We start from the raw sequence: 24,861 nt of genomic DNA, 5'->3' as shown, positions 1-24,861 counted from the left end.
GCAAGGTCAGAGGTCGATTTCGACCACCCCACCCGGCTCTGCCGCGCGGGACTGGCACAGGATAATCGCACCCTCGCGCTGTTTCCCGGACAGCACGAAATCGCGATGTTCGACCCCGCCCGCAATCAGCCCGCATTTGCAGACGCCGCAGATCCCGTCCGAGCATTTGACGTCGATATGGATCCCGTTCTCGTTCAACACCTGCGCGGCATCCTTGTCCGCGGGCACCGCGATTTCGCGCCTTGTCCGGGCGAGTTTCAGGGTGAAGGGGTGGTTTTCATACGCAGGCTGTTCGGGAACCGAGAAATACTCCAGATGCCGGGCCTCTTCCGGGAAACCCTGCCGTTCGGCCGCCTGCATCACCCCATCCATATAGCGATCGGGACCGCAGGTATAAACGTGCCAGCCGGGCCGATACCCCGCCAGAACCGCATCCAGATTGGCGCGCGATCCCTCGTCCGAGACATGCAGATGCACGCGACCGGCCCAGGGCATGGCGCCGAGGTCCTCCAGATATCCCGCGCTGGTGCGACTGGGGATCGAATAATGCAGCTCGAAATCGGCCCCCAGCGCGTGCAACCGGTGCGCAAAGGCGATCATCGGCGTGATGCCGATGCCACCGCCCATCAGGAATGTGCGCGTCGCACTCTCCTCCAGTTCGAAATGGTTGATCGGTTTCGAGATGAACACCCGCCGACCCGGGGCAAAGATGCGATGCATCAGCCTTGAACCGCCCCGCCCCTCGTCCTCGCGCAGCACCCCGATCTGATAGATGCTGCGGTCCTCCGGGTCGCCCGACATCGAGTATTGCCGCAGGAATTCCGGCGCGACCAGAACGTCCAGATGCGCGCCTGCCGTCCACTCGGGAAGCGGCGCGCCATCGGGCGCCGAAAACTCGTATTTGGTGATCTCGCCCGTCATCTTCTCGGCCCGCGTCACCTCGACCCGGATCACCGGGGCGCTGTTCGCATCGGGCACGGTATAGCGATGCACCATCGACCGGTCGCCAGACGCCAGCCGCGCCCGGTATTCTTCGGCGCCGATCATCGCCTGATAGGCCGCGATCCCCGCCTCGCGGTCCATCGGAAACGGATAGGGCCAGGGGTGCGGCGCCAGCGGCGCGGGATAGACGGCCAGCGTCTGATCCTCGTATTTCAGGTCCAGATCCCGTTGCAGACCACGCCGGTTCACCGGCCCGGCGGTCGGGCGATAGGCGCCGTCGGGCTGCAACTCGATATCCCACCACCATTTCTTGACCTCGTTCAGCCCGCCATGGCCCAGCGCATCGTCCAGCCGCGCCAGGGCCGGGGCCGCCGCCGGAACCGTCATCGCCGCCCAGCGAAAGGGGCGTTCGGCGAACAACCCTTCCAGGTTCCACGGGCAGGTCTTCATGCAGCGCCCGCACATGGCGCCGCCCTGCGTGGTGATGCGATAGGTGGCGCATTTCTGGCTGTCGGATTTCCAGATCTCGTAGCCGTTGAACATCCGCTTGGGCCCGGCGGTGATCGCCCCCGAGGGGCATTCGCGTGCACATTTGTTGCAGGCCTCGCAGAACCGTTGCAGGCCGAAATCGATCGGCTTGTCGTGGCTCATCGGCATGTCGGTGGTCACCGCCCCCGATTTCAGGCGCGGCCCCAGGAACGGGTTCAGGATCACCTCGCCGATGCGGCTGACCTCGCCCAGGCCCGACAGCAGCAGCAGGGGCGGTTGCAATACCTCGCCATCCATCACGGTGTGGGCCTTGGCCTTGTAACCCAGGTTGCGGATCTGCTGCGCGATCACCCCCCCCAGCAGCGAGAAGCGCAGGTAAGCGCGCATGGATTGCGCCACCGCGATCCAGTCGTCACCGCTCGACCCTTCCATCGTCTCATAGCCCTGATCGACGATCATGCTGATCGCCTGATCATGCGGCGGGGTGATCGCTTCGCCGGTGGCGTCATGGCTGTACCACGCCCAGGTCGGGCAGCGGCTGAGGCCGACGGCGTCGATGCCCAGGAAGTAGCTCGCCGCCTTGAGGTTGGCGGCATTGCGGCGTGGGTCGATCGGCCGGGGCACATCCGCGCGGTCGCCATCCTGAAGCAGCACAAACGCCCCCAGCGCCCGCCGCTGGGCAAAGCTGGGCGCCGCCTTGCGCACGTAGTGACCGCCCTTGGCGCCCTCTTGCAGGGCCTTGCCCATATCGCCGAACTGGGCGCGGGCGAACATGTCGGCGCGCTTGGGCACACGGGCCACATTGGCTTCGTCTATGTAGGTGGTCGGCGTCTCGACCCGGTTCAGCCGCTCGAACGGGTGTGCCCCGTCCACATAGCGCCGCCGGGCATAGGGGTCGCGGTTCAGCGCGCTTTTGGCGAAGCCCTTGCCCAGCCACCAGGCCGGGCCCTGGGTGGCGGCCCAGGACTGCGCGGCCAGCGGCGCCAGCGGGCGGTCATGGGTCAGTTCCATCTCGGTGGTGACCGCGGCCAGTCCGAAACGGCGGCCCAGCCAGGGCGCGGCTAGGTGACCGCCCTCAAGCGTGACCACCCCTGCCGCCAGCGCCAGCCGCCCCAGATCGACATCGCTCGACATGGCCGTATGCGCTCGCGCGTCATAGCCCAAAAGGCGGATGTAATTGGCGATCACAACCGCGTTCTCGCTGGCGAGCAGACAGGCACGATGGTCTTGCGCGTCTCTTATCCACTCTGTTCCCGGCTCGTCCGCCTCGGGGTCGCGGTGATGTTCGTAGAGAAAGACAAGGGCGTGCCGGTGTCCATCGATCGGGCGTGGCGACGCCTCCATGCTCTCCTTGAGGTCGGCCATGATTACGTCAATACCCGAGGCCAGCGTCTTGGTCTGCCGGGTTCGCAGCGCCTCGGCCAGCCGATCGATATCAGGGTTGCGTCGGGGTGCCGGCAACAGCGCCTCGGCCGGCAATGGTCCGCAGCCAATCATCGAAGCGTCGTTGAAATAGCCAAACGCTTTCAGGTGGTTGGCGCGCTCCTGCGGATCGGCGGGGATCTCGGCGCGGGCCGGGTTGACCAGCCCGTCGCGGATCGCATCCAGCATCGCCTGAAACTCGCCCATCGCGTTGACGATGCTCTCGGGCCGCTCGGGCCGGTGAAAGCTGAGCGTGGGCATGTCGGGAACGCCAGCCAGATCCGCCACGCCGTCGCGCCGGGCCAGCCGCTCCAGAGGATAGGGACCCATATGCACGGGCCGGTCCCGGTCCGAGAAAAAGCGAATACCCATCCTGCGCCTCCTGACTGCCCTTTTGGCGTAGCGCGGAATGGACAGCAAAACCATTCATGTTTAGTCATAAATTACATGAGCAAATTCGATTTCACCGATCTCGACGGCAAGGTGCTGCGCTGCTTTCTTGTCATCCTCGAGGAAAGCTCGGTCTCGCGCGCCGCCGACCGGCTGGGGGTGACCCAATCGGCGGTCAGCCATACGCTAGCCAAGCTGCGCGCGGTGCTGGGCGATCCGCTGTTCGTGCGCTCGGGCCAGGGGTTGACGCCTACCGAACGGGCGCTGTCGCTACGCGAACCGGTGCAGCGGGTGCTGGATGGGATCAAATCGCTGACCGATGCCCGCCCCTTTGACCCGCTGGGCGAAGAGATGCATTTCGACATCGCCGCCAACGACCTGCAACGCGAGCTGATCTTTCCCGAACTGCTGCAACGCGCCCGCGCCGAAGGGGTACGGCTGAGACTTGGCTTCGTCCCCTCGGGCGTGCCCGATCCGGCCCTGTTGCGCAGCGACCGCTGCCAGTTGGTGCTGACGCCGCTGCCGCCGGACGGGCCCGACATCTATCAGCGGCACCTGTTCACCAGCCCGTTGCAGATCTACTATGACGCCAGTCATCGCAACCCGCCCGACAGCTGGCAGAGCTATTGTGCCGCCGAACATGTCGAGGTGCGGTTCAGCGACGGGCGCAGCGCCAATGTGGTGATGCGCGGCGTGGATCAAAGCCAGATACGCCCGCCCACGGTGGTGTTACCACATTTCGGCGCCATCCCCGCCTTTGTCAAAGGCAGTGACCTGATCTCGACCGATACCGCGCTGATGAAACTGGGGCCGCTGGCGACACTGGATTGCGCGCCGCTGCCCTTTGCCTGCGATCCGGTGTCGATCTACATGGTCTGGCACGAACGCTCGACCGCAGATCCGGCGCATCGCTGGCTGCGCGCCCGGGTCGAGGCTATTGCCGCCCGGCTGCAACGCAGTGCTCAGTAACCGCCGCGCGCCCGGATCAGATGCATCAGCGTGGCGCCGGTCTCGACATAGGCCTGTTGCAGGGCGGTCCAGCGCTCGGCATGGCGGTCGATGGCGGGGATCGGCAGATTGGTCTCGTCTCCGCTCAGCAGCGCCTCGGCCATGGCCTTGCCGAACAGGGTGCCCGGCCCGATGCCGCGCCCGGAATAGCCATGCGCCGCCAGCGCGCTTGGGCCGGGGCGGGTGATCTTGGGGATGTGATCGCCGGTCATCGCGATGCGCCCATGCCAACCTGTGACCAGCGGCTCCCCCGACAAGGCGGGATAGAGCTGCGCCAGCTTGCGCCGCACCCAGGCCCGGTGGATGCCGCTGGCCAGATGGTCCAGCGCCCCCATGCCGCCGATGATCATCCGCCCCGCCCGGTCCAGCCGGAACGAGGTCATGATCAGCCCGGTATCCCAGCACCCTTCGCCCCCCGGCAGGATGGCGGCCCGGATCTTCTCCGGCAGCGGATCGGTGGCATATTGGAAATAATGCACCGGAACATGGGCGGGCCTTCGGTCGGCAAGCCCCCGGTGATAGGCGTTGGTGGCCTGGATCAGGCTGCGCGCGCGGATGCTGCCGCCGGGGGTGCGCACCTGCCAGACCCCGTCCTTGTGGTCCACCTCCAGCGCCGGGCTTTGCCCGTGCAGCCGCGCGCCTGCCGCCTGCGCGGCGCGGGCCAGCCCGCAGGCATAGGCCAGCGGCTGGATGGTGCCCGCGCGCGGATCGAAAAGCGCGCCGTGAAAGGCGCCGGACCCGGTGCGGCGGGCTGTCTCCTCGGCCGAGAGCAGTTCGACAGGCGCCCCGCTGGCGGTCAGTTGGACATGGCGGCGTTTCAGATCGGCGAGGCCCGAGGGGGAATGCGCGCAATGCAGCGTGCCGCTCCGCACCGGCTCGCAGGCGATGCCGTGCCGGTCGATCAGATCGAACACCATTCCCGGCGCCCCGGCCAGCAGCGTGATCAGCCGGTCGCCCGCCGCGTCGCCCAGATGGGCGCGGATATCGTCAGGCGGCAACCACAGGCCCGCATTGGCCAGCCCCACATTGCGGCCCGATCCGCCATGGCCCGGCGCCTCGGCCTCGACCAGGCGCACATCGGCGCCTTGCTCCGCAGCGTGGAGCGCCGCCGACAAGCCGGTGAAACCGCCGCCGATTACCACCAGATCGGCGGTCACATCCCCCGCCAGCGGCGGCGTGGTGACCTGTTCGGCAGAGGTCAGATGCCAGAGATTGCGGGTTTTGTCCGACATGACCAGGTCTCGTCTGCAAGAGGGATATCTATGTCTTAGGCGCTCAGGCGGCGGTGACAAGCCCGCGTTGATCCTCGCGCCCCATCGCCATCAGCAGGGGCGCCTCGGCTTGCCGCGCCTGAAACGTCGCCTTGTCGCTCATGCCGCGCCAATCGGCCAGGACCAGCGATTGCGCCACTGCGCCGCCCAGCGTGGCGCCGGGGCCGGTGACGATAAAGAGGTCAGGGGCAAACTCGCGCGCGGCGGTCTGCACGGCGCGGGTGAAATCATAGGGTTCGCTCACCTGATGGCCCAGCGTATAGTCCCATAGCGCCGCAGTGTCGGTGGCGCCCGGCCACCAGATCTTGCCGCGCCCGTCGATCATCGGGTGGGTGGGTTGAGTGAACAGGTCGGCGCCCAGACGTTGCCGCCCCTCGGCGGCAACCGGCGCCTGCAAGCGGGTGTGAAAGGCGGCGTGATTGGCCAGCCGCAACGGGAAGCGTTCCTGCGCTACTGGCTGCGCCGCCTCGAAGGCTGACAGACCGGCCTCATTACCCGCGAGTACCAGCATGCCCCCCAGGTCAATGGACAGCGCCAAGTCATGCCCCGGCATCGAGTCGATCAGGGCCACATCCGCCAACAGCGCCGCCTTGCGCGCGGGATCGTCCGCCCAATCCTCGCCAGTGAAAGGATAAACCAACTGCCCGCCGATCAACCGTTCCTGCATCAGCGTGCCCATGGTGTTGACCACGCGAAAGCCATTCTCAGGGCTCAGCGCCCCGGCGGCGGCCAGCGCGATATACCAGCCCATCGAATTGCCGGTGACAGCCACCACCTCGATATCCTCGGCCAGCGCCTGCGCATCGGCCAGCGAGGCGGCATAGATCAGCGGCGAGGCCACATCGCCGCGCGAGTATTTGCCGACCGTATAACGCTCGGCCCCGTCCAGCGCGGTCACCGTCTCTTGCCCGGCCTCGGCGCGGATGGCGTCAAAGGCGCGAAACATGTCCATCCGGGCGCCGTGGTGGCGATGCAGATAGCCTAGTTCAGGCTTGTTATAGGTGCCCCGGCCGGGGCAGATCACGACAGCGGTACGGGTCATTTTACAGCTCCGGTCAGGGACAGCGCGGCGGCGACGATGCCGTCCCTGGACGGCAGCGGGGCGGCATAGGCCGGGCCGGTGGCAATGAAGCAATCCTCGGCCACCACGCGGGCGGTTGAGGTGGCGCGACTTTCTTCGCAGAAGAAAGTCATCAGCGCCTCGGATTGGCTGCCGGTGCGGCGGCATTCGTCGACGATCAGCACGTGTTTGCACGCGCGCGTAGCCGCGCGCAGCGCCTCGATGGGCAGCGGCGCCAGCCAACGCAGGTCGATGATCCTTGCCTTGACCCCCGCCGCCTCAATCTCGGGCAGCGCTTGTTGCGACAGGTAATGACCATTGCCATAGGTGACGATGGCCAGGTCGGTGCCGTCCCCATGCACCCCGACCTCTCCCAACGCGATACGCTGGTCAGGCGAGGGATACGTGGTCATCCAGCCCCCATCCTGCGCCCCGTGCAGATCGCGCATCGGATAGAGCGCGATGGGCTCAAGGAACACCACCACCCGCTGCTCCTCGCGCGCCAGGCGCACACATTCGCGCAGCATCTGTGCCGCATCTTCCCCCGTCGAGGGGCAGGCGATGATCACGCCGGGAATGTCGCGCAGCACCGCCAGCGAGTTGTCATTGTGGAAATGCCCGCCGAATCCTTTCTGGTATCCCAGCCCCGCGATGCGCAGCACCATCGGGTTGGTGAACTGCCCGTTCGAGAAAAACGGCAGAGTGGCCGCCTCGCCCCGGATCTGATCCTCAGCATTGTGCAGATAAGCCAGGAACTGGATCTCGGGGATCGGCAGGAACCCGTTATGCCCCATGCCGATGGCCAGCCCCAGGATGGATTGCTCGTCCAGAAGCGTGTCGATCATCCGGTCGGGGCCGAACCGTTGCTGCAATTTCTGGGTCACGCCATAGACGCCCCCCTTGCGGCCCACATCCTCGCCCATGCAGACGATTTCGCCATGTTCCAGCATCAGATCGGTCAGCGCCCAGTTGATCAGGCGGCTCATCGGCTGCGGCTCATCCATGGCGCGCATGTCACCGCCAAAGGTGGCGGCCCGCGCCTCGGCGCTGGGTCCGTTCGTCGGTTTGCAGTCCCGTTTCGGCGGGATCAGGCTGGCCGCCACCTCAGCCGCACTGGCAAGGTGCGGGCGGGTCGCGGCGTCGGCCGCGATGCGGTCGGTGCGGGCGCAGGTCTGTTCATAGATCGCCAGCGCCTCCTCCGGTGTCAGCGCGCCGTCCTCGGCGAGCAGCCGCACGCTGTGCAGCAGCGGGTCCATGGCCTCTTCCGCCTCGACCTCGGCGCGGGTCAGATAGGTGGTCGGCACATCCGCCCCCGCATGGCCATAAAGCCGCACGGTTTTGAGATGCAGGAACGCAGGCTTGCGCCGGGTACGGACATACTCGGCGGCCTCTTGCGCCACGACATAGGTCTCGTAGATATCCAGCCCGTTGGCCTGGAAATAGCGGATACCGGGCCGATGCTCCATCGAAGCCTGGATCCAGCCCTTGGGCGTCTTGGTCGAGATACCGATCCCGTTATCCTCGCAGACAAAGAGCAGCGGCAGCGGGATCGACTGCACGCTGGTCCAGCCCGCCGTGTTGATCGCGCCCTGCGCCGTGGAATGGTTGGCCGATGCATCCCCGAAGGAACACATGGCAATTCCGTCCTCGGGCAGCATGCGGTGTTCCGGCGGATGCCGCCGCGCCGCGCCCAAGCTATAGGCCGCGCCCACCGCCTTGGGCAGGTGGCTGGCGATGGTCGAGGTCTGCGGCGGGATCATCAGCGCCCTTGATCCCAGCACCTTGTGCCGCCCACCCGAGGTGGGATCTTCCTTCGAACAGGCAAAGCTGAGCAGCATGTCCCAGGCGATCTGCTCACCCGGCACCTGTTCGGCCCGCGCGATCTGAAACGCCGCATCGCGGTAATGCAGAAAGGCGATGTCGGTCGGGCGAAGGGCCTGCGCCACCGCCGCCATCCCCTCGTGCCCGGACGAGCCGATGGTATAGAACCCCTGCCCCGCTTTCTGCATCGCCCGGCTGGTCCGATCGAGCGCGCGGCTGAGCACCTGCGAGCGGAACAGTGACACCGCCTGCGCCTGCGACAGGCCCGGGCGCGGCGGTGCGCCCCGCGGCAGGTCACCCGCAGCCACGCGGCTGAGGAAGTTCTCATGTACGATCTGGGCGCGGTCCATGGCTCGGCCTTCTGTTATGCTTGGGGGCGATCCCCCTGGTTACAACGCTGCGACGGTGCGGGCGATACGGGCAAGCCCCTCTTCCAGACTCTGCCTCGCATAAGCGAAGGAGAGGCGCAAATGCCCCGGCATGCCAAAGGCCCGCCCCGGCACCAGCGCCACCCCGGCCGTGTCGAGCAAATGGTGGCAGAATTCATGATCAACCGGCATCCGCGCTGGTGTCTTGGGGAACACATAGAACGCGCCGTCCGGCAGCGCACACTCAAGCCCCGCCGCGTTCAACCCGGCAACCACCAGATCGCGCCGCGCCAGCATCTCGGCCCGGCGCTCGGCCAGCAGATCCTGTGGCCCGGTCAGCGCTGCCAGCGCCGCCGCCTGTGAGATGGAACAGGCGCCCGAGGTGATCTGCCCCTGCACCGCCACCATCGCCTTGATCAGCGGCGCCGGGCCGATACCCCAGCCGATCCGCCATCCGGTCATCGAATAGGCCTTGGACACCCCGTTCACGATCAGGGTGCGATTGGCCAGCTCCGGCACCGCCTGCACAAAGGGGGTGAAGGGCACATAGGACAAATGTTGGTAAATTTCGTCCGAGATCACCCAGACATGCGGGTGACGCTCCAGCACCGCGCCCAGCGCCTGCAATTCGGCCTCAGAATAGATCGCGCCGGTGGGGTTCGATGGCGTATTGAGCAACAGCCAGCGGGTGCGCTGGGTGATCGCAGCCTCCAGCTGTGCGGGCGTCAGCTTGAACCCCTGCGCGCCGGGACAGTCCAGCACCACCGGCACGCCGCCCGCCAACCGCACCATATCGGCATAGCTGGTCCAGAAGGGCGCGGTCGTGATCACCTCGTCGCCCGGGTCGAGCGTGGCAAGGAAAACACCCGCCAGCACCTGCTTGGCCCCCGTCGAAACGATCACATTGGCAGGCTCCACCCCGGCCTCGGCGGCAATCGCCGCGCGCAGCGCCGGGGTACCGGCGGTCGCCGGATAGCGGGTCTGCCCCGCCAGCGCCGCCCGATGCGCCGCCTTGATCACATGGGCTGGCGTCGGGAAATCCGGCTCTCCCGTGCTGAGCGCGACGATATCGGCGCCAGCAGCCCGCAACTGCGCCGCACGTTCCGAGATCTGCACGATCTCGGACAGCTCGATCCCGTTAAGACGCCCTGCGCGCCGAAAACCGGTATCGCTGGATATGTTCATCACCTTCCCCAATTTCAGGAGTTTCCCGCATTAGATCGCGCTGGATCATGCAAAAATCCAGTGATATTCCGGTCAAAAGGTATGAGGAAAAATCAAGTGATTGCCCCCCGCCGCTTTCTCCCCTCGATCTCCTCCCTACTTGCGCTGGAGGCCGTCGACCGGCTGGGCAGCGCCTCGGCCGCCGCCGAAGAACTGGCCCTGACCCAAAGCGCGATCAGCCGGCAGCTGAAAACGATGGAAGAGCAGTTGGGCGTCGAGCTGGTCCAACGCGACCGGGTACGGCTGCACCTGACTCCGGCGGCTCAGGAGTATGTCCAGACTGCGCGCGCGGCATTGACCCAGCTGGCACAGGCCTCTCTCAAGCTCAAGGCAAATCCTACCGGCGGCACGCTCAGCCTGTCGATCCTGCCCGCATTTGGCATGCACTGGCTGGCGCCCCGATTACAGGACTTCGCCCGACGCCACCCGGAGGTATCGGTCAATCTCAGCACCCGGCTAATACCCTTCGACTTTGCCAGCGAACCCTTCGATGCCGCCATTCATTTCGGTCGACGCGACTGGGCCGGGGTCGACTATCTCAAGATCATGCGTGAGGAGGTGTTGCCAGTTTGCGCCCCCGAGTTGCGGCAGAAGACGAGCGACCCCACCTGGCTGCGCAGCGCGCCGCTCCTGCATCTCGATACCCGACCGGATGCCTGGGAACGCTGGTTCGCGGTCCATGACCTTGCGGCGCCGGGGCTGCGCGGCATGCTGTTCGACCAGTTCTCGACCATGATCCCGGCAGTTGCAAACGGTCTGGGCGTGGCGCTGCTGCCCAGCTATCTGGTCACGGATGATCTGGCCCGGGGCCGGCTTGTCGCGGCCTGTGACGGGCCCGCCGTAAGCCTGGGGAGCTATTATCTTGTCTGGCCAAAGGAGCGCATGATCGCGCCGCCGCTCGCCTCGTTCCGGGCCTGGCTGCAAGAGGCATTTGCATAAAAGCAGGGGCGCTGCCCCTCTTGCCCTGCGGGCAATTCACCCCGGAGTATTTCCGACCAGAAAGAAGTGCAAATCCGGCTCTGGTTTCTTTCTGGTTACAAATACTCCAGGGAGTTTGAGGGACAGCGTCCCTCATCAAAGAATCGAGCGCGCCGCAGGCGCACGATTTGGTCGCGCCCTGTTCAGACGTCCATCGAGCGGGCGATGAGTTCCTTCATCACCTCGTTGGTGCCGCCATAGATCATCTGCACCCGTGCATCCGCGTAGAGCCGCGCGATCGGGTATTCCATCATGAACCCGTAGCCGCCGAAGAGTTGCAGGCATTCATGCATGATCTCATTCTGCACCTCGGACCCGTAATATTTCACCATCGAGGCCGTGGTGGCGTCGAGCTGCCCGGCCTCCAGCCGCGCGATGCAATCGTTGACAAAGCTGCGCAGCACCTCGGCCTTGGTCTTGCATTCCGCCAGCTTGAAACGGGTGTTCTGGAAATCCATCACCCGCTGGCCGAATGCCTTGCGCTCCTGAACGTATTTCACCGTCTCGGCGAGGGCAAAGTCGATGGCGCCCAGCGCCATGATGCCGATGGTCAACCGTTCCCAAGGCAGCTGTTTCATCAGCTGGTAGAACCCATGCCCTTCTTCGGGGCCGATCAGGTTGGTCATCGGCACCTTGACGTCTTCGAAGAACAGTTCGGCCGTATCGTTGGCCTTCATCCCCAATTTCTTGAGGTTGCGGCCCCGGCGGAACCCTTCGGCGCCCTCGGTTTCGAGTGCGATCAGTGACACGCCCTTGGAACCCAACGTCTTGTCGGTCTTGGCCACCACGATAATCAGATCGGCGGTCTGGCCGTTGGTGATGAAGATCTTGGAACCGTTGATCCGATAGGAATTGCCGTCCTTCTCGGCGGTGGTGCGCACCGCCTGCAGGTCCGATCCGGTGCCCGGTTCGGTCATCGCGATGGCGCCCACCATCTCGCCCGAGGCAAGTTTCGGCAGCCATTTGGCCTTTTGCTCCTCGCTGCCATAGGCGGTGATGTAATGGGTGACGATCGACTGGATGCCATAGCCCCAGCCCGCATCCCCGCGCGAGGTCTGTTCATAGATGGTGACCGCGTCAAAGCCCATGCCGCCGCCGACGCCGCCGAATTCCTCTGGAATGGCGCCCGCCATCAGCCCGGTCTCGCCTGCCTTGCGCCAGAAATCGCGGTCAACGACACCATTGTCGACCCAGGCTTCGATGTTGGGAACCAGTTCGTCATCAAGGAACCGGCCCGCCGCTTCGGCGAACATGCGGTGTTCGTCGGTGACCCAGGCGGCGGTGCTGCTGAAAAGGGACATGTCATTCTCCAATTTGAGTTTGCGCCAAAATTACGCGCGCACCCGATTCCCGCCAATCCGGGTGACGCGGCGTTTCGGCAGCGCTACGCTACGTCCTTTTCCACTCAGCCCGCGATGCGGTGGCGCGCGCCCTTGGCGGGCGGAGTTTCAGGCCCGCCCGCGAAACATTGCGCGATGGCCATCCACTCGGTGGCGACCGGGCCTTCGACCACCAGCGAGGTGTCGGCGATGTTGCGGGTCTGGGCCACCACTTGCGCGAATTCGACCGCCGGGCCGGCGATCCGGTTCGCGCCCGGTTCGCCGAATTCCCACAGCGCGCCCGAGGGGGCGGTCAGCTCCAGCCGGGGCATCACCTCGGGCTGCGGGCGGCCATGCACCTTGAACGACCAGCCGAAGGTATTCACCCCCAGCACCACGATGTTCTTGATCCTGTCGGTCTCGGTCCGGGTGGCGCCAAGGCAGTCGAACACTTCCTGCCCATGGGCCCAGGTCTCCATCTGCCGCGCGGTGATGGACGAGCGTGCCGACATCTCGGGACCGACCCATTGCAGCCGCTGCTTGGGGTCAAGCCCCGCCCAGCGTTCCGCCATATCCGTGTATTGCGCGGCCCAGGCGGCGCGCAGATCGGCGCCCCGCTCGGTGATCATCGCGTTTTCGGTGGCGCGAAAGCCGTTGCACCCGATGCCCGCCAGGGTCTCGGCGGCGCGGGCCTGAAAGGCAGCCGGGTCTGTCAGCGACAGATCCGCCATCCGGTTCCAGAAATGCAGGTGCACCAGCACGTCGTTCAGGGTCCAGCCCTTGAACTGGGTGGGGCGGTCCCAATCGGCGCCGCTCACCCCGTCCAGTACCGCGTCCAGCGCCCGGCATTCGGCCAGAAAATCGCCTGCCTGTTCCATTCCTAATCCTCCAGTGTCGCCATCAGCCGCTCGGTCGCGGCGAGGTAGTCGCGTTTGAATTCCTGCACCACCTCGGCAGCCGAGGTGGTCTGGGTCATCAGCCCGACCCCCTGCCCGACCCAATAGGTGGCCAGGTCGGCGGCGCCCGCATGGCCGCGCTGGGCCAGCGCCTCGATCCGGGCCAGCGCCGGTTCGGCCACCAGCGATTGCAGCGGCATCGGCAGCGGTGCGGGGCCTTCGGCCTCCCACGCATCGGTCCAGGCCGATTTCAGCTGGCGCGAGGTCTTGCCCGTGCGCGAGCGCGACCGCACCGTATCCGAGGATGAGGCCGCCAGCATCTTGTCCTTGACCACCTGGCTCGGTTCGCCCTCGGCGGTGGTCAGCCAGACCGAGCCGCACCAGGCACCCGCCGCGCCCATGGCCATCGCCGCCGCCATCTGTCGGCCGGTCACGATACCGCCTGCCGCCAGAACCGGCGTGTCGCCCGCGACCGAGACCACCTCGGGCACCAGCACCATGGTCGAGACCTCGCCGCAATGGCCTCCCGCTTCGCCCCCGGCGGCGACCAGAATGTCGACCCCCGCGGCGACTTGCCGCTGGGCATGCTGTTTCGATCCCACCAGCGCTGCCACCGGAACTCCCGCCGCACGGGCGCGATCCAGCATGATCTGCGGCGGCGTGCCCAGCGCGTTGGCAATCAGCCGGATCGGAAAGGAAAAGGCGACATCCAGCATCGCCTGCGCCCCCGCACTATCGAGATTGCGCGAGATATGCAGCAGCGCGCGGCGGCGCTCCTCCAGATCGTCCGCACCAACACCCGCCCGCTCCAACACCTGTTCGGCAAAGGCCAGGTGCTCGGCGGGCAGCCCCGCCAGCAGCTGATCATCGTTCGGCCCGCTGCCCCCCTGCCGCTGGATCGAGGTCGGCACGATCAGGTCCACACCATAGGGCTTGCCGCCACAATGGGCGTCGATCCATTCCAGCTCGGTCCTGAGCTGTTCGGGCGTATAGAGCACGGCACCGAACACGCCCATGCCGCCCGCCCGGCTGACGGCGGCCACCACGTTGCGGCAATGGCTGAAGGCAAAGAGCGGAAACTCGATCCCCAGTTTGCGGCACAGGTCGGAATTCATGCGCTCTCTTCCTCTTCGATCTCGAACATCACATCGCCGGCTGCCAGTTGCGCACCCGGCGCCACATATTGCCGGGCCACCCGACCCGCGAGCGGGGCAGTGATCTGGTGCTGCATCTTCATCGCCTCAAGCACCGCAAGTATTTGGCCCTTGACGACATCGGCCCCTTTGGTCACCGAAACGGACTGTAGCAGACCGGGCATCGGCGCGGTGACGCGGCCACCGCCCAGCGCCTCGGCATCGGGGGCGCCGGGACGCTGACGGCGCAGGCTCAATCGTTGCGCGCCAGATGCCATGTGCACCGTGTCACCCGACACATGCGAAAGCAGGTCATGGGTTTCACCACCCAGCCGCGCCCGCAGCCCATCTTCGCGCTGGTACAGCGCGATTTCGAACTGCGAGTCCGCAACGCCGATCCGCCAGCCGCCCGGAACCGCGCCCGCGGTGCAGTCAAAGACCTGCCCGCCGGTCTCGACCCGCAGGCTGCGCGGCAGAACCGGAGCGCTGGACCAGCCCAGAAGCTCGGGCGGGATCGGCCCGGCAGCCGCCAGCGCCGTGTCGCGGTCATGCTGCATCAGCACCGCCACCATCAGCGCCACCGCAAGCGGATCGGGCGCGCCCGGGCCATAGCCCTCGGGATAGCTGCGCGCCAACAGGCCGGTGGTGGCCAGGCCCTCAGCAAACTCGGGCAGTGCCAGCAGATCGGCCAGAAAGGCGCTGTTGGTCGCGGTGCCCAGCAGCACCGTATCGGTCACCGCGCGCGCAAGCCGGGCCAGAGCCACCGCGCGACTGGGGCCATGGGCGATGATCTTGGCCAGCATCGGGTCGTAATGGGGCGCGATCTGCTGCCCCTGAGCGATGCCCGCGTCGACGCGCAGGCCCGCCCCGTCCGCCGGGCGCCAGCGCAGCACAGGCCCGATGGCGGGCAGAAAGCCCGCCGCCGGATCCTCGGCATAAAGCCGGACCTCGATTGCGTGGCCGTCGATGCGCAGATCGTCCTGCGTCAGCGGCAGCGGGTCGCCCTGCGCCACTTGCAATTGCAGCGCCACCAGATCGAGGCCCGTGACCATCTCGGTCACCGGATGTTCGACCTGAAGCCGGGTGTTCATCTCGAGGAAATAGAAGCCGCCCGACGCGTCCAGCAGAAACTCGACCGTGCCGGCGCCGCGATAGTCCACCGCGCGGGCGGCGGCCACGGCTGCGGCGCCCATCGCATCGCGCAACTCAGGTGTCATCACCGGACAGGGCGCCTCTTCGATCACCTTCTGGTGCCGGCGCTGGACCGAGCAGTCCCGCTCGCCCAGATGGATCACCGCGCCATGGGCATCGCCAAAGACCTGAAACTCCACATGACGCGGCTCGACGATAGCGCGTTCCAGGATCAGCTCGTCCGAGCAGAAGGCGCCCAGCGCCTCGGCCCGGGCGCGGGCCAGCGCCTCGCTCAGGCCCCCCGGCCCCTCTACCAGCCGCATACCGCGCCCGCCCCCCCCGGCGGCGGCCTTGACCATCAGCGGATAGCCTATCTGTTCGGCCTCGCGCGTCAGCGTGGTATCGGATTGATCGTCCCCCTGATAGCCCGGCACGCAGGGCACCCCCGCGGCCAGCATCAGCCGCTTGGCCTCAGCCTTGTTGCCCATCGCCTCGATCGCCGCCGCGTCCGGCCCGACAAAGACCAGCCCCACCGCAGCGACAGCGCGGGCAAACCCGGCGTTTTCAGACAGGAAACCATAGCCGGGATGGATGGCCCCGGCGCCGCTTTGCCGGGCGGCATCAAGGATACGGTCGGCATTCAGATAGCTGTCGCCGACCGGGCCTTCGCCGATCCAGACAGCATGATCGGCCAGCGCCACATGCGGCGCACCGGCATCGGCGGTGGTGTAGACCGCCACAGCACGCAGCCCCATCTCGCGGGCGGTGCGGATGATCCGCACCGCGATTTCGCCCCGGTTGGCGATCAGCAGAGTGTCAAATCGCATCATCAGAACCTCGCCACCCCGTAAGAGCCGGGCTTGACCCGGCGTGCCCGCGCCTCGCGGCAGGTGAGCAGGCAGAAGCCCAGCACCCGCCGGGTGTCGCGCGGGTCGATCACCCCGTGATCCAGACAGCGCCCCGAGGTATAGAACGCATCGGACTGGCGGTCGAAATGCGCCGCGATCATCGCCGATTGCTTGGCCAGCCGCGCCTCGTCGAGGTCCTGTCCCTTGCGGGCGGCACCGGCGCGGGCGACCATCGCCATGGTGCCCGCCGCCTGCTCGCCCCCCATCACGCCTGTGGTGGCGTTGGGCCAGGCAAAAAGGAAATCGGGCTCGTAGGCATAACCGGACATGCCGTAATTGCCCGCCCCAAAGCTGGCGCCGACATAAAGCGTTATGCGCGGCACGTCGACCGACGTCACCGCTTGGATCATCTTGGCGCCATGCTTGATCATGCCGGCCTGCTCATAGGCGGTGCCGACCATATAACCGGTGGTGTTGTTGAGAAAGATCAGCGGCGTGTCGGATTGCCCGCAGAGCTGGATGAACTGCGCCGCCTTGGTGGCGCCATCGGGGTCGATGGGGCCGTTGTTGCCGATGATGCCCACCGCGATCCCGTGGATCGCCGCCTGCAGGCAGACGGTCGACACACCATAGCGCGGTTTGAAATCCTGGAAGACCCCGCCATCCACCACCCGCGCCGCCAGTTCGCGCATGTCATAGGGCACCCGGTAATCGACCGGCACCAGCCCGGCCAGATCCTCGGGGTCGAGCGGCGGCGCGATCTCGGCGGGCACGGGCCGTACGGGCAATGCCTTGTTCCAGTCAAGCGCGGCAACCACCTGACGCGCGATCTCGATCCCGTGGGCGTCATCCTCGGCCAGGTATTCCACCAGACCGCTGGTCTGGGCATGCATCTCGGACCCGCCCAGATCGCGGTCATTGGCGCGCTCGCCGGTGGCGGCATGCACCAGTGCCGCCCCCGCCAGCGCCGCCATGCCGTTCTTGCGCACGCCCACCACGTAGTCGGCCAGACCAGGCATATAGGCGCCCCCTGCGGTCGAGGGGCCATGCAGCACCGCGATATTGGGGATGCCCGCCGCCGACAGCCGCGCGAGGTTGCGAAACAGCTTGCCGCCATGGGCCCACAGCTCGACCCGGTATTCCATCAGATTGGCGCCCGCGCTTTCGACCAGATGCAGGAAGGGGAGCCGCTGTTTCAGCGCCACCTCCTGCGCGCTGAGAAAGGCGGCGGCGGTCATCTCGGTCATGGCACCGGCCTTGATGCCGCTGTCATCGACCACGACCATGCAGCGCACGCCCGACACAAAGCCGATACCGATGATGACCGAGGCCCCGGGAACAGAGGTTTCGGGATCGGCGCTGTCAACCATGTATCCCGCGAGGCTGTGCAGTTGCACAAAAGGCAGACCCGGGTCCAGCAGCCGCGCCAACCGGTCGCGCGGGGTGATCTGGCCGCGCGCCTCCATCCGGGCGCGCCGCTCCTCGCTGAGCGCCATGGGCCGCGCCTCGAGCGCGCGGAGCTGATCCACCAGCGCCAGCATATCGGTGCGGTTGCGCCGATAGCTGTCGCTGTCCTTATCGAGCTGGCTGATAAAACGCATGGTCCCTCCGCCCTAATCCGTTGTGATCAACCCGACCGGAACGGGCACCGGCAGGGACAGAAGCTCTTGGGCAAAGGCCTTGCCCTGCGCGTCGTTTCTGAGGCTGGCCACCCCGCCACCGCCCAGCGCCCCTGTCAGCACGATATTCATGGCATGACAGCCCGGCAGATAGAAACGTTGGATTTGGGCGGGAGATTTTTCGTCGAAAAATCTCATCACCGCTTGGGGCGAGAGGGCCGCCCAGATATAGGGCATGTAATCCGGGTGCCGGGCCAGCACGCCGATATTGGCGCTGTCGCCCTTGTCGCCGGAGCGCGCCCAGGCCAGCGCTTCAAGCGGCCGCGCCTCCAACTCAAAATCCATATCCGGCGGTGGCGGACAGGGGGCAGGTGTCACCTCAATCTCGCGCAGCGGCTGGTCGGGCGCGTCAACGGACAGGTCGGCCCCGTCCAGAACCACACTGGCGCGCACCGCATCAGCCGGGATCAGGCAGGAAAACAGCGCCACAACCGGCGAGGGCCGGGGCCGCCCCGCGCCAGTGAAAAAGTGCAACCCCGGCGGAGTCGCCAAGGCCGCGCCCACCAGTTCCTTGAGGAACAGCCCCACCGCGCGCGCATCGTCATGGCGCACCGCCGCCTTGAACGCGATCTCTTCGGGCGCATCCGGGGTCGGGCGCCCGCCAAAGGCCTCGAACGAGACCTCGCGATAGTCTGGCGTGCCCAGCGCTGCCAGCCGCGCCTTTGCCCGGTCAAGCCCGGCCCGGGCAAAGGCCTGCGCCTTGGCCCGTGCGTCGCGCCCGGTCATCTGGAACACCATGCCGCCGCGATAGCCATCGAACCAGGTGACCGAGACCTTGAGCCGCCCGGTCGGCGCCTGCCCGCGCGCACCGCTGACCCGCACCCGGTCCAGCCCCGCCTGCTCCAGCCTCACGCCCGAGAAATCGCAGACCACATCGGGCAACAGGTAGGCGCGTGGATCGCCGATCTCATACAGCATCTGTTCGCCCACCGTGGCCGGGGTCACCAGCCCGCTACTGCCCTCGGGCTTGGTCAGGACAAAACTGCCATCGGCGGCGACCTCGGCGATGGGATAGCCGATCCGCGCTAGATCGCCTGCAGCCTCCCAATCGGTGAAATTGCCCCCGGTCGCCTGTGGGCCACATTCCAGCAGATGCCCGGCCAGCGACCCCTCCGCCAGCCGGTCATGATCGGTCAGGTCCCAGCCAAAGTGGTGCACACAGGCCGCCAGTGTCAGGGCGCTGTCGGCACAGCGCCCGGTCAGCACGATATCCGCCCCTGCCCGCAACGCCGCCACCACAGGCGCCGCGCCTAGATATGCGTTCATCGAGGCGATCCGCTCAGGCGGTGGCATGGCGGCGCCGGTGAACATCTCGGTACACCTGGCAAACTCCGAGGCGCGCGCCAGCAGGTCATCGCCAGTGACCACCGCCACCCGCAGCGACAAGCCTGCCGCCGCGATCCGCTCTCTCAGTGCCTCTGCGCAGGCCTCGGGGTTCACACCGCCGGCATTCGACAACACCCGTACACCTTGCTTGGCAATGGCCTTCAGGTTCGGCCCCATCGCCTCGGTCACGAAATCGGTGGCATAGCCCTGATCCGCGTCCTTCAGCCGCGCGCGGGCCATGATCGACATGGTGATCTCGGCCAGGTAGTCATAGACCAGCACATCGACCCCGGCCGCAAGAAGCTGTGCCGTCGCATGCGGCGCCTCACCCCAGAAACCGCAGGCCCCGCCGATCCTCAACGCTGCTGTCACGCGACGTTCTCTCCCATGGCTCCCGGCAGCCACTTTACAGACCGCCCGTTCTGTTTTTAAGCTGCCTCCCGAGGCCCCCGCGGTCAATCGAAATAAGTGTGACGTGACGGCAGATGCCCGAGACCCTGAAACAGACCCAACAAGACCGGCGATCCAGATCGACCCAGGCCAAGGTAATCCGGGCCACCATCACTTGTCTGGACAGGCTGGGCTATGCCGAGACCACCTTTGCCCGCATTCAGGAACGGGCGGGCGTGTCGCGCGGTGCGATCACCCATCACTTTCCCACCCGGCAGGCGCTGGTCGCGGCCACCGCGATGGAATTGCTGGCGCGCGCGCTCGACCCGGTCGAACGCCGCGCCGCGCAGGCCGCCAGCCCCGAACCGGTGCGCGATCTGATCACCCGGGCCTGGGGCCAGGTGGTGAACGCCGCCGGGGGCCGCGCCATGGTCGAGATACTGGTGGCCTGCCGCACCGATGCCGAGCTTTATCGCCTGCTCGAAACCCGCCTGCATGACTGGGACCGGCAAAGCCGCGCCTCGGTCGCGCGCGCCTATGTCGGGGCGGATCAGGCGCCGGACGATGCCGAACTCTTGTGGAGCATGACACGCAACTTCCTGCGCGGTCTGGTCCTGCACGAACGTTTCGTCACCGACCCCGCCTATCTGGCGCGGATGGTGGACCGGTTCGCCGGGATGATGGAAAGCCAGTTGACCCCCCTGCCCGCAAAGGACGCGCCATGACCTGCCCCTCCCCCTTCATGACGCCCGAGCGTCAGGCCTTTCGCGACACGCTTGCCGCGTTTTTCGCCACCGAGGTCACCCCGCATGTGGAGGAGTGGGAGGCCGCGCAGGCCGTGCCTTGGGAACTACACCAGAAACTGGGCGAACTGGGCGTGTTCGGTTTTGGTATCCCCGAGGAATATGGCGGGCTGGGCTTCGACGATGCGTTCATGCGCTGCGACTACGCCGAACTGGCCTTCGGCTGCGGCGCCTCGGGAGTGGCCGCGGCGGTCGGCGGTCGGATGATCTCGCTGGGCCCGATGGTCCGGTTCGCTCCCGAAGCATTCCGGCAAACCGTCCTGCCCCGGATCGTCAGGGGCGAGATGAACTCGGCGCTCGCGATCACCGAACCGGGGGGTGGCTCGGACGTGGCCAATCTGAACACGCGGGCGGAGCGGGCGGCGGGTGGCTGGGTGCTGAACGGTGCCAAGGCCTATATCACCGGGGGGATGGACGCGCAGTGGTTCGTCGTTGGCGCCCGCACCGGCGGGCCGGGCCTGGCGGGCATCTCGCTGTTCCTGATCGAGGCGGATACGCCCGGATTTTCGCGCACCCCGCTGGGCGGCAAGATGGGCTGGCATTGTTCGACGCAGGCCATGCTGCATTTCGACGATTGCCACGTGCCCGAGGAGGCGCTGATCGGCCCCGAAAACAAGGGCTTCCTGGCGATCATGAACAATTTCAACCACGAACGGCTGGCGATGGTGGCCGGTAGCCTCGGCATGATGCGGGTCTGCTATCGTTCCGCGCTTGACTGGGCGCGTGAGCGTCGGACCTTTGGCAAGCGGTTGATCGAGCATCAGGTGATCGCTCATAAATTCGCCGAAATCTCGGCACGGATCGATATGACCGAGGCCTATCTGGAACGGATTTGCTGGGCGATGAACCAGGGGCTGATGCCTGCGGCCGAGATCGCCAAGGCCAAGGTGCAGGCGACCAAGGCGCTGGAATTCGTGGCCTCGGAAGGGATGCAGATCTTCGGCGGCGCCGGGTATCTGACCGGAAACCCGGTCGAGCGGGTCTGGCGCGAGGTCAAGGTGATGGCGATCGGCGGTGGTTCGGAAGAAATCCTGCGCGATCTTGCGGTTCGTCAAATGGGCCTTGCCGGTCAGTAGGGGCACGGAATTTTGCAAAAATTCCGTTCTGGAAAACGAAGTTTTCCAAGCCGTTTTCCGAGCCGGAAAACGGCCCCTGCCGCATGGGCACCGTGTCAGTTCGACACGTAGCCCGCCACCACCTGCAACAGTTTGAACGCGGTCGCGGCATCGTTTTCTACCACTGCCAGGAACTCTTCCTCCCCGATGCGCAGACAGGTGATATCCGTTGCGGCAACCATGCTCAGCGCGCGCGGTTCCTTGCGGATCAGACCCAGCTCGCCCACCAGTCGTCCCGGCCCGACGGTCACGATCAGCTGATCCTCCTGCCCGTCGCGCGGCAGGTATAGCCCGGCCTCGCCTTCGATGATCATATAGGCACCATCGGTGGGCTGGTCGTCCTTCAGGAACACCACCTCGCCCGCCTTGGCCGAGTACCAGCGCGCGCCAAAGGCAAGCAGCCGCAACTGCCGCCGGTCGAGACCGGAAAACAGCGGCGTTTGTTCCAGCGTGCGGACCTTTCTGCTGAGATCGGCCGAGGCGACGCTGTCCTCTTCTTCCTGCTTTTTCGGCACTTCTTCGGTCACGATCCGGCCTTGCTGGACCTCGACATAAAAGTCGAAAACGTCCGGATTTTCGAACGCATCGTTAAGATAGATCAGTGTCGTCTCGGGCAGCAACGCGCGCAGATTGCGATACACCGCAATCTGTGTCTGCATGTCATAGCTGGCCAGCGCCCGGTCGAGAAGCAGGATATCGGGTCTCTTGATCGTTGCACGGGTAAAGGCCAGCGGCTCCGCGAAGATCGCTGGCACGTTCTGTCCACCCAGCGTGACCGGCAGATCATAGATAAGCTGGATCACCTGCGGCCGCACGCCGTGTTCGTCCAACACCTCGGTGATCAGCTTTCGCAACTCGTCCGAACGCGCACCGCCAACCTCGCTCACCTTGCCGAACAAAGCGTTTTCCAGCACGTTCAGACCAGGTGCAAAGGCGTCGGGGTCGAGCGGGGCAAAAACATCGTCCAGACTGCGCATCAACTCGGTCGAATGGCTCTTGCGCAGTTCCAGAATGCGCGCCTTGATCTCATCGGAGAAGGCCGGGCCGATCTGGTCTGCCGAGATCCGGAATGGCACCGCGAGCAGGCTGGCCAGTTGCGCATCCTCCAGCGCCCGAGCGCCGTCGTCGCGGGTCTTCTCGACCAGTTCCAATGCGGTCTCGTAGGTGCGCACATCCAGGTTCAGCTTGCGGAACAGCGGGTGGTCGGTGCCGTCCAGCCCGAAGATCTGACGCAACATGTCGATGACGTCCTGCGTCAAACGCACCAACGGTTCGTCCAGCCCGATCTCACGAATCTGGGCCAAGAAATCGGTCTGACCGGCCAGAACCTCAGGGGTGAACGGAGCGCGTGGCGTGGCGAAGAGAAGGTTTTCCGCCACCGGCAGTGCCGGGTTGTATTGGTCTGGATCAAAGAAATGCGCCTGCCCGGCAAGGCCCGAGCGCTCTGCCGCCTCCTGAATGACCGGCCGTAACGCCACCAGCCGCGCCGCCAGTTCGGGGTGATCGGCCTCGGCAAAGACCTGCTCGGCACCGCGACGGTAGAGCGCCGCACCTGAACCCAGCCCCTCGACCAGCTTCAGCCACCAGTCCCTCAGCGCACGGGCATCATCGAAGCCAGCGAGGCCAGGCTCCAGCCAGTCGCTGTGATAGGGATCGGCGCTGTTGCCTGCACGCAAGGTTTCGGCGTGAAAGCCCGGCTCGCCGCTGTCACCCTGAGGGCGCACCCGGACCGGCATCGTCACGTTTTCCCCGAACGTGCCCTGGAACAGCACCGGGCGCGAGGTTGCATGGCCGATCCTTGAGGCCACCACCATCTGGTGCAGATCCGACAGTCCGACCTCGCCGATCCGTACCTGTCCGCTGGCGGGCAATACCTCGCGGGTGAGCAGTTCCGAAAGCGCCCGGCGATCTTCTTCGCTGCTGGCGGCGATACCGATCACCTTGCCGCCCGGCAGTGTCAGGTCAAGATCGTCCAGCACCAGATTGCCATCGGCATCGCGAACCGAAACCTTGTCGAGCACGATATCGCCAGTCAGGCGCGGACGCTCTTCGGGGAAGCCGGTGAACTTGTCCTCGTCGATCATACCCGGCGGCGCGAACCGATCCAGGATCACCTCCCAGCGCAGCGACATGTCCTGGGTCTGGTTGTAATAGGTCAGCAGTTCCTTCCAGGGGCTGGACAGATCCTTGTAGGCCGCCAATGCAGCCACCAACGCGCCCAGTGACACGCTGCCCTGCAAGACCAGATAGCCGCCGATCGAATAGAACAGGAACGGCGTCAGCTGTCCGATGAAGTTGTTCACGAACTTCATGAAGAACTTCTTTTGGTAGATATCGAAGCGGATGCTGAACAGCCGCCCCAGCTGATAGCTGATCATCGACATCCGCCAGGGCCAGCCGGCATTTGATCGCAACGTCGCCGCGCCGGCCGCGTTTTCGCCGATCTGCGCGGCGAGAACGCGCACCTCCTGGATGCGCTTCTTGTTGAGCAGGTTGATCTGGCGCTGCATGCGCGGGATCAGCCAGGCCTGAAGCGGGATCAGGGCTACGGCGGCCAGTCCGAACCAGGGGCTTTGCAGGAACAGGAAGGACAGGATGGTGATCATCTGCCCGGCCTGCAGCACCGGCTGGCTGATCGCATCTCCCATCAACCCGCCCATCGGCTCGCTTTCGGCGGTGATCATCGACACCAACTCGCCCTGACTGACGCGCTCGAAATAGGGCTGTGGAAACCGCAGCGCCCGAGTGATCAGCAGATAGCGGAACCGGCGCAGCATCCGCTCGGACATCACGCCTTTCATCGTGTTGATCCGCATCTTCATCAGCCCATGCGCGAGCACGGCAACCAGGAAGGCGGTGCACAGGATACCCAGATAGGTTACCTGATCGAAGGAGAAGCCCCAGACCTCGATGGTGGAACTGGCGGCGCCGATGGCGTCGTTGATGATGCGTTTGGGCAACTCCAGCGTAAGATAGAGCAGCGGGAACAGGGTCGATGTCACCATCAACAGGATCAGTTGATCGCGCCTGGAATACTTCCAGATGAAACGGAACAAAGTGCGTTCTATGACTCCGACCCCCAAATCGGCCTTAAACAAATCGGTCGCCACCCGAAGCCCGCGACCCGAACCAAGGCTATCGCGGCCCGATATGGGCTGGCAATCGCATTTACGTCCGGTCAATCGGCTTTCTGTGTGAACGAGTTCATTTTGCAGCCCGCTCCTACTGCGCTAAGGTAATATCGGGAA

The 24,861-nt window shown here is 65.8% G+C and carries 16 protein-coding genes; 4 read left to right on the top strand and 12 right to left on the bottom strand.

Annotation, left to right across the window (positions count from 1 at the left end):
* Positions 1–6: 6 nt before the first annotated feature.
* Positions 7–3,225, bottom strand: a complete 3,219-nt coding sequence (locus tag AC2FL1_RS16145; protein ID WP_496877651.1) for a reductive dehalogenase — start codon at positions 3,223–3,225, stop codon at positions 7–9.
* Positions 3,226–3,300: 75 nt separating this feature from the next.
* Here AC2FL1_RS16145 and AC2FL1_RS16140 point away from each other — a divergent pair, with 75 nt between their 5' ends.
* Positions 3,301–4,212 (top strand): LysR family transcriptional regulator, encoded by a 912-nt coding sequence (locus AC2FL1_RS16140; protein WP_496877650.1) that lies wholly within the window; start codon positions 3,301–3,303, stop codon positions 4,210–4,212.
* Here the strand turns inward: AC2FL1_RS16140 and AC2FL1_RS16135 are convergent.
* From AC2FL1_RS16135 to AC2FL1_RS16120, 4 genes are read right to left on the bottom strand one after another with little or no spacing between them, the layout of a single operon-like run.
* The gene (locus AC2FL1_RS16135) at positions 4,206–5,483 is read right to left on the bottom strand and encodes an NAD(P)/FAD-dependent oxidoreductase (protein ID WP_496877649.1); all 1,278 of its coding nucleotides are present in this window, start codon (positions 5,481–5,483) and stop codon (positions 4,206–4,208) included. The two genes, AC2FL1_RS16140 and AC2FL1_RS16135, sit on opposite strands and share 7 nt — an antisense overlap.
* 43 nt (positions 5,484–5,526) lie before the next feature.
* Positions 5,527–6,564, bottom strand: a complete 1,038-nt coding sequence (locus AC2FL1_RS16130) for an ACP S-malonyltransferase (protein ID WP_496877648.1) — start codon at positions 6,562–6,564, stop codon at positions 5,527–5,529.
* Positions 6,561–8,753 carry a dehydrogenase E1 component subunit alpha/beta gene (locus AC2FL1_RS16125; RefSeq protein ID WP_496877647.1) on the bottom strand — a complete coding sequence of 731 codons (2,193 nt, stop codon included), beginning with the start codon at positions 8,751–8,753 and terminating at the stop codon, positions 6,561–6,563. Before AC2FL1_RS16125 ends, AC2FL1_RS16130 begins: the two co-directional genes overlap by 4 nt.
* A gap of 39 nt (positions 8,754–8,792) precedes the next feature.
* Positions 8,793–9,956 carry a pyridoxal phosphate-dependent aminotransferase gene (locus tag AC2FL1_RS16120; protein WP_496877646.1) on the bottom strand — a complete coding sequence of 388 codons (1,164 nt, stop codon included), beginning with the start codon at positions 9,954–9,956 and terminating at the stop codon, positions 8,793–8,795.
* A 96-nt stretch (positions 9,957–10,052) separates the two neighbouring features.
* Between AC2FL1_RS16120 and AC2FL1_RS16115 the strand changes: the two genes are divergently transcribed.
* Positions 10,053–10,934 carry a LysR substrate-binding domain-containing protein gene (locus AC2FL1_RS16115; protein ID WP_496877657.1) on the top strand — a complete coding sequence of 294 codons (882 nt, stop codon included), beginning with the start codon at positions 10,053–10,055 and terminating at the stop codon, positions 10,932–10,934.
* A gap of 182 nt (positions 10,935–11,116) precedes the next feature.
* On the opposite strand, the gene AC2FL1_RS16110 is transcribed toward AC2FL1_RS16115, so the two are convergent.
* From AC2FL1_RS16110 to AC2FL1_RS16085, 6 genes are all read right to left on the bottom strand, one after another.
* Positions 11,117–12,274: an acyl-CoA dehydrogenase family protein gene (locus AC2FL1_RS16110; RefSeq protein WP_496877645.1), complete on the bottom strand. Its 1,158-nt coding sequence runs from the start codon at positions 12,272–12,274 to the stop codon at positions 11,117–11,119.
* Between the two features lie 104 nt (positions 12,275–12,378).
* A complete protein-coding gene (locus AC2FL1_RS16105) occupies positions 12,379–13,170 on the bottom strand; it encodes a TIGR03084 family metal-binding protein (RefSeq protein ID WP_496877644.1) in 792 nt (263 codons plus the stop codon).
* 2 nt (positions 13,171–13,172) lie between these two features.
* A complete protein-coding gene (locus AC2FL1_RS16100; protein ID WP_496877643.1) occupies positions 13,173–14,303 on the bottom strand; it encodes an NAD(P)H-dependent flavin oxidoreductase in 1,131 nt (376 codons plus the stop codon).
* Entirely contained in the window at positions 14,300–16,282 is a 1,983-nt protein-coding gene (locus AC2FL1_RS16095; protein ID WP_496877642.1) for an acetyl/propionyl/methylcrotonyl-CoA carboxylase subunit alpha, read from the bottom strand. The genes AC2FL1_RS16100 and AC2FL1_RS16095 overlap by 4 nt, the downstream gene beginning before the upstream one ends.
* Positions 16,282–17,901 (bottom strand): acyl-CoA carboxylase subunit beta, encoded by a 1,620-nt coding sequence (locus tag AC2FL1_RS16090; protein ID WP_496877641.1) that lies wholly within the window; start codon positions 17,899–17,901, stop codon positions 16,282–16,284. The genes AC2FL1_RS16095 and AC2FL1_RS16090 overlap by 1 nt, the downstream gene beginning before the upstream one ends.
* A gap of 12 nt (positions 17,902–17,913) precedes the next feature.
* Positions 17,914–19,677, bottom strand: coding sequence for an acyclic terpene utilization AtuA family protein (locus AC2FL1_RS16085; RefSeq protein WP_496877640.1), 1,764 nt, complete (start codon positions 19,675–19,677; stop codon positions 17,914–17,916).
* Between the two features lie 113 nt (positions 19,678–19,790).
* Between AC2FL1_RS16085 and AC2FL1_RS16080 the strand changes: the two genes are divergently transcribed.
* Both AC2FL1_RS16080 and AC2FL1_RS16075 read left to right on the top strand, forming a co-directional pair.
* Positions 19,791–20,420, top strand: coding sequence for a TetR/AcrR family transcriptional regulator (locus AC2FL1_RS16080; RefSeq protein WP_496829502.1), 630 nt, complete (start codon positions 19,791–19,793; stop codon positions 20,418–20,420).
* Entirely contained in the window at positions 20,417–21,574 is a 1,158-nt protein-coding gene (locus AC2FL1_RS16075) for an acyl-CoA dehydrogenase family protein (RefSeq protein WP_496877639.1), read from the top strand. Before AC2FL1_RS16080 ends, AC2FL1_RS16075 begins: the two co-directional genes overlap by 4 nt.
* A gap of 95 nt (positions 21,575–21,669) precedes the next feature.
* On the opposite strand, the gene AC2FL1_RS16070 is transcribed toward AC2FL1_RS16075, so the two are convergent.
* Positions 21,670–24,618, bottom strand: a complete 2,949-nt coding sequence (locus AC2FL1_RS16070) for a cyclic nucleotide-binding domain-containing protein (RefSeq protein ID WP_496877638.1) — start codon at positions 24,616–24,618, stop codon at positions 21,670–21,672.
* Between the last annotated feature and the right edge of the window lie 243 nt (positions 24,619–24,861).

The sequence above is a fragment of the Ruegeria sp. YKSF070 genome (assembly GCF_059612725.1).
Note: the sequence above shows the minus strand (reverse complement) of the source record. Positions and strands in the feature narration are given on the sequence as shown.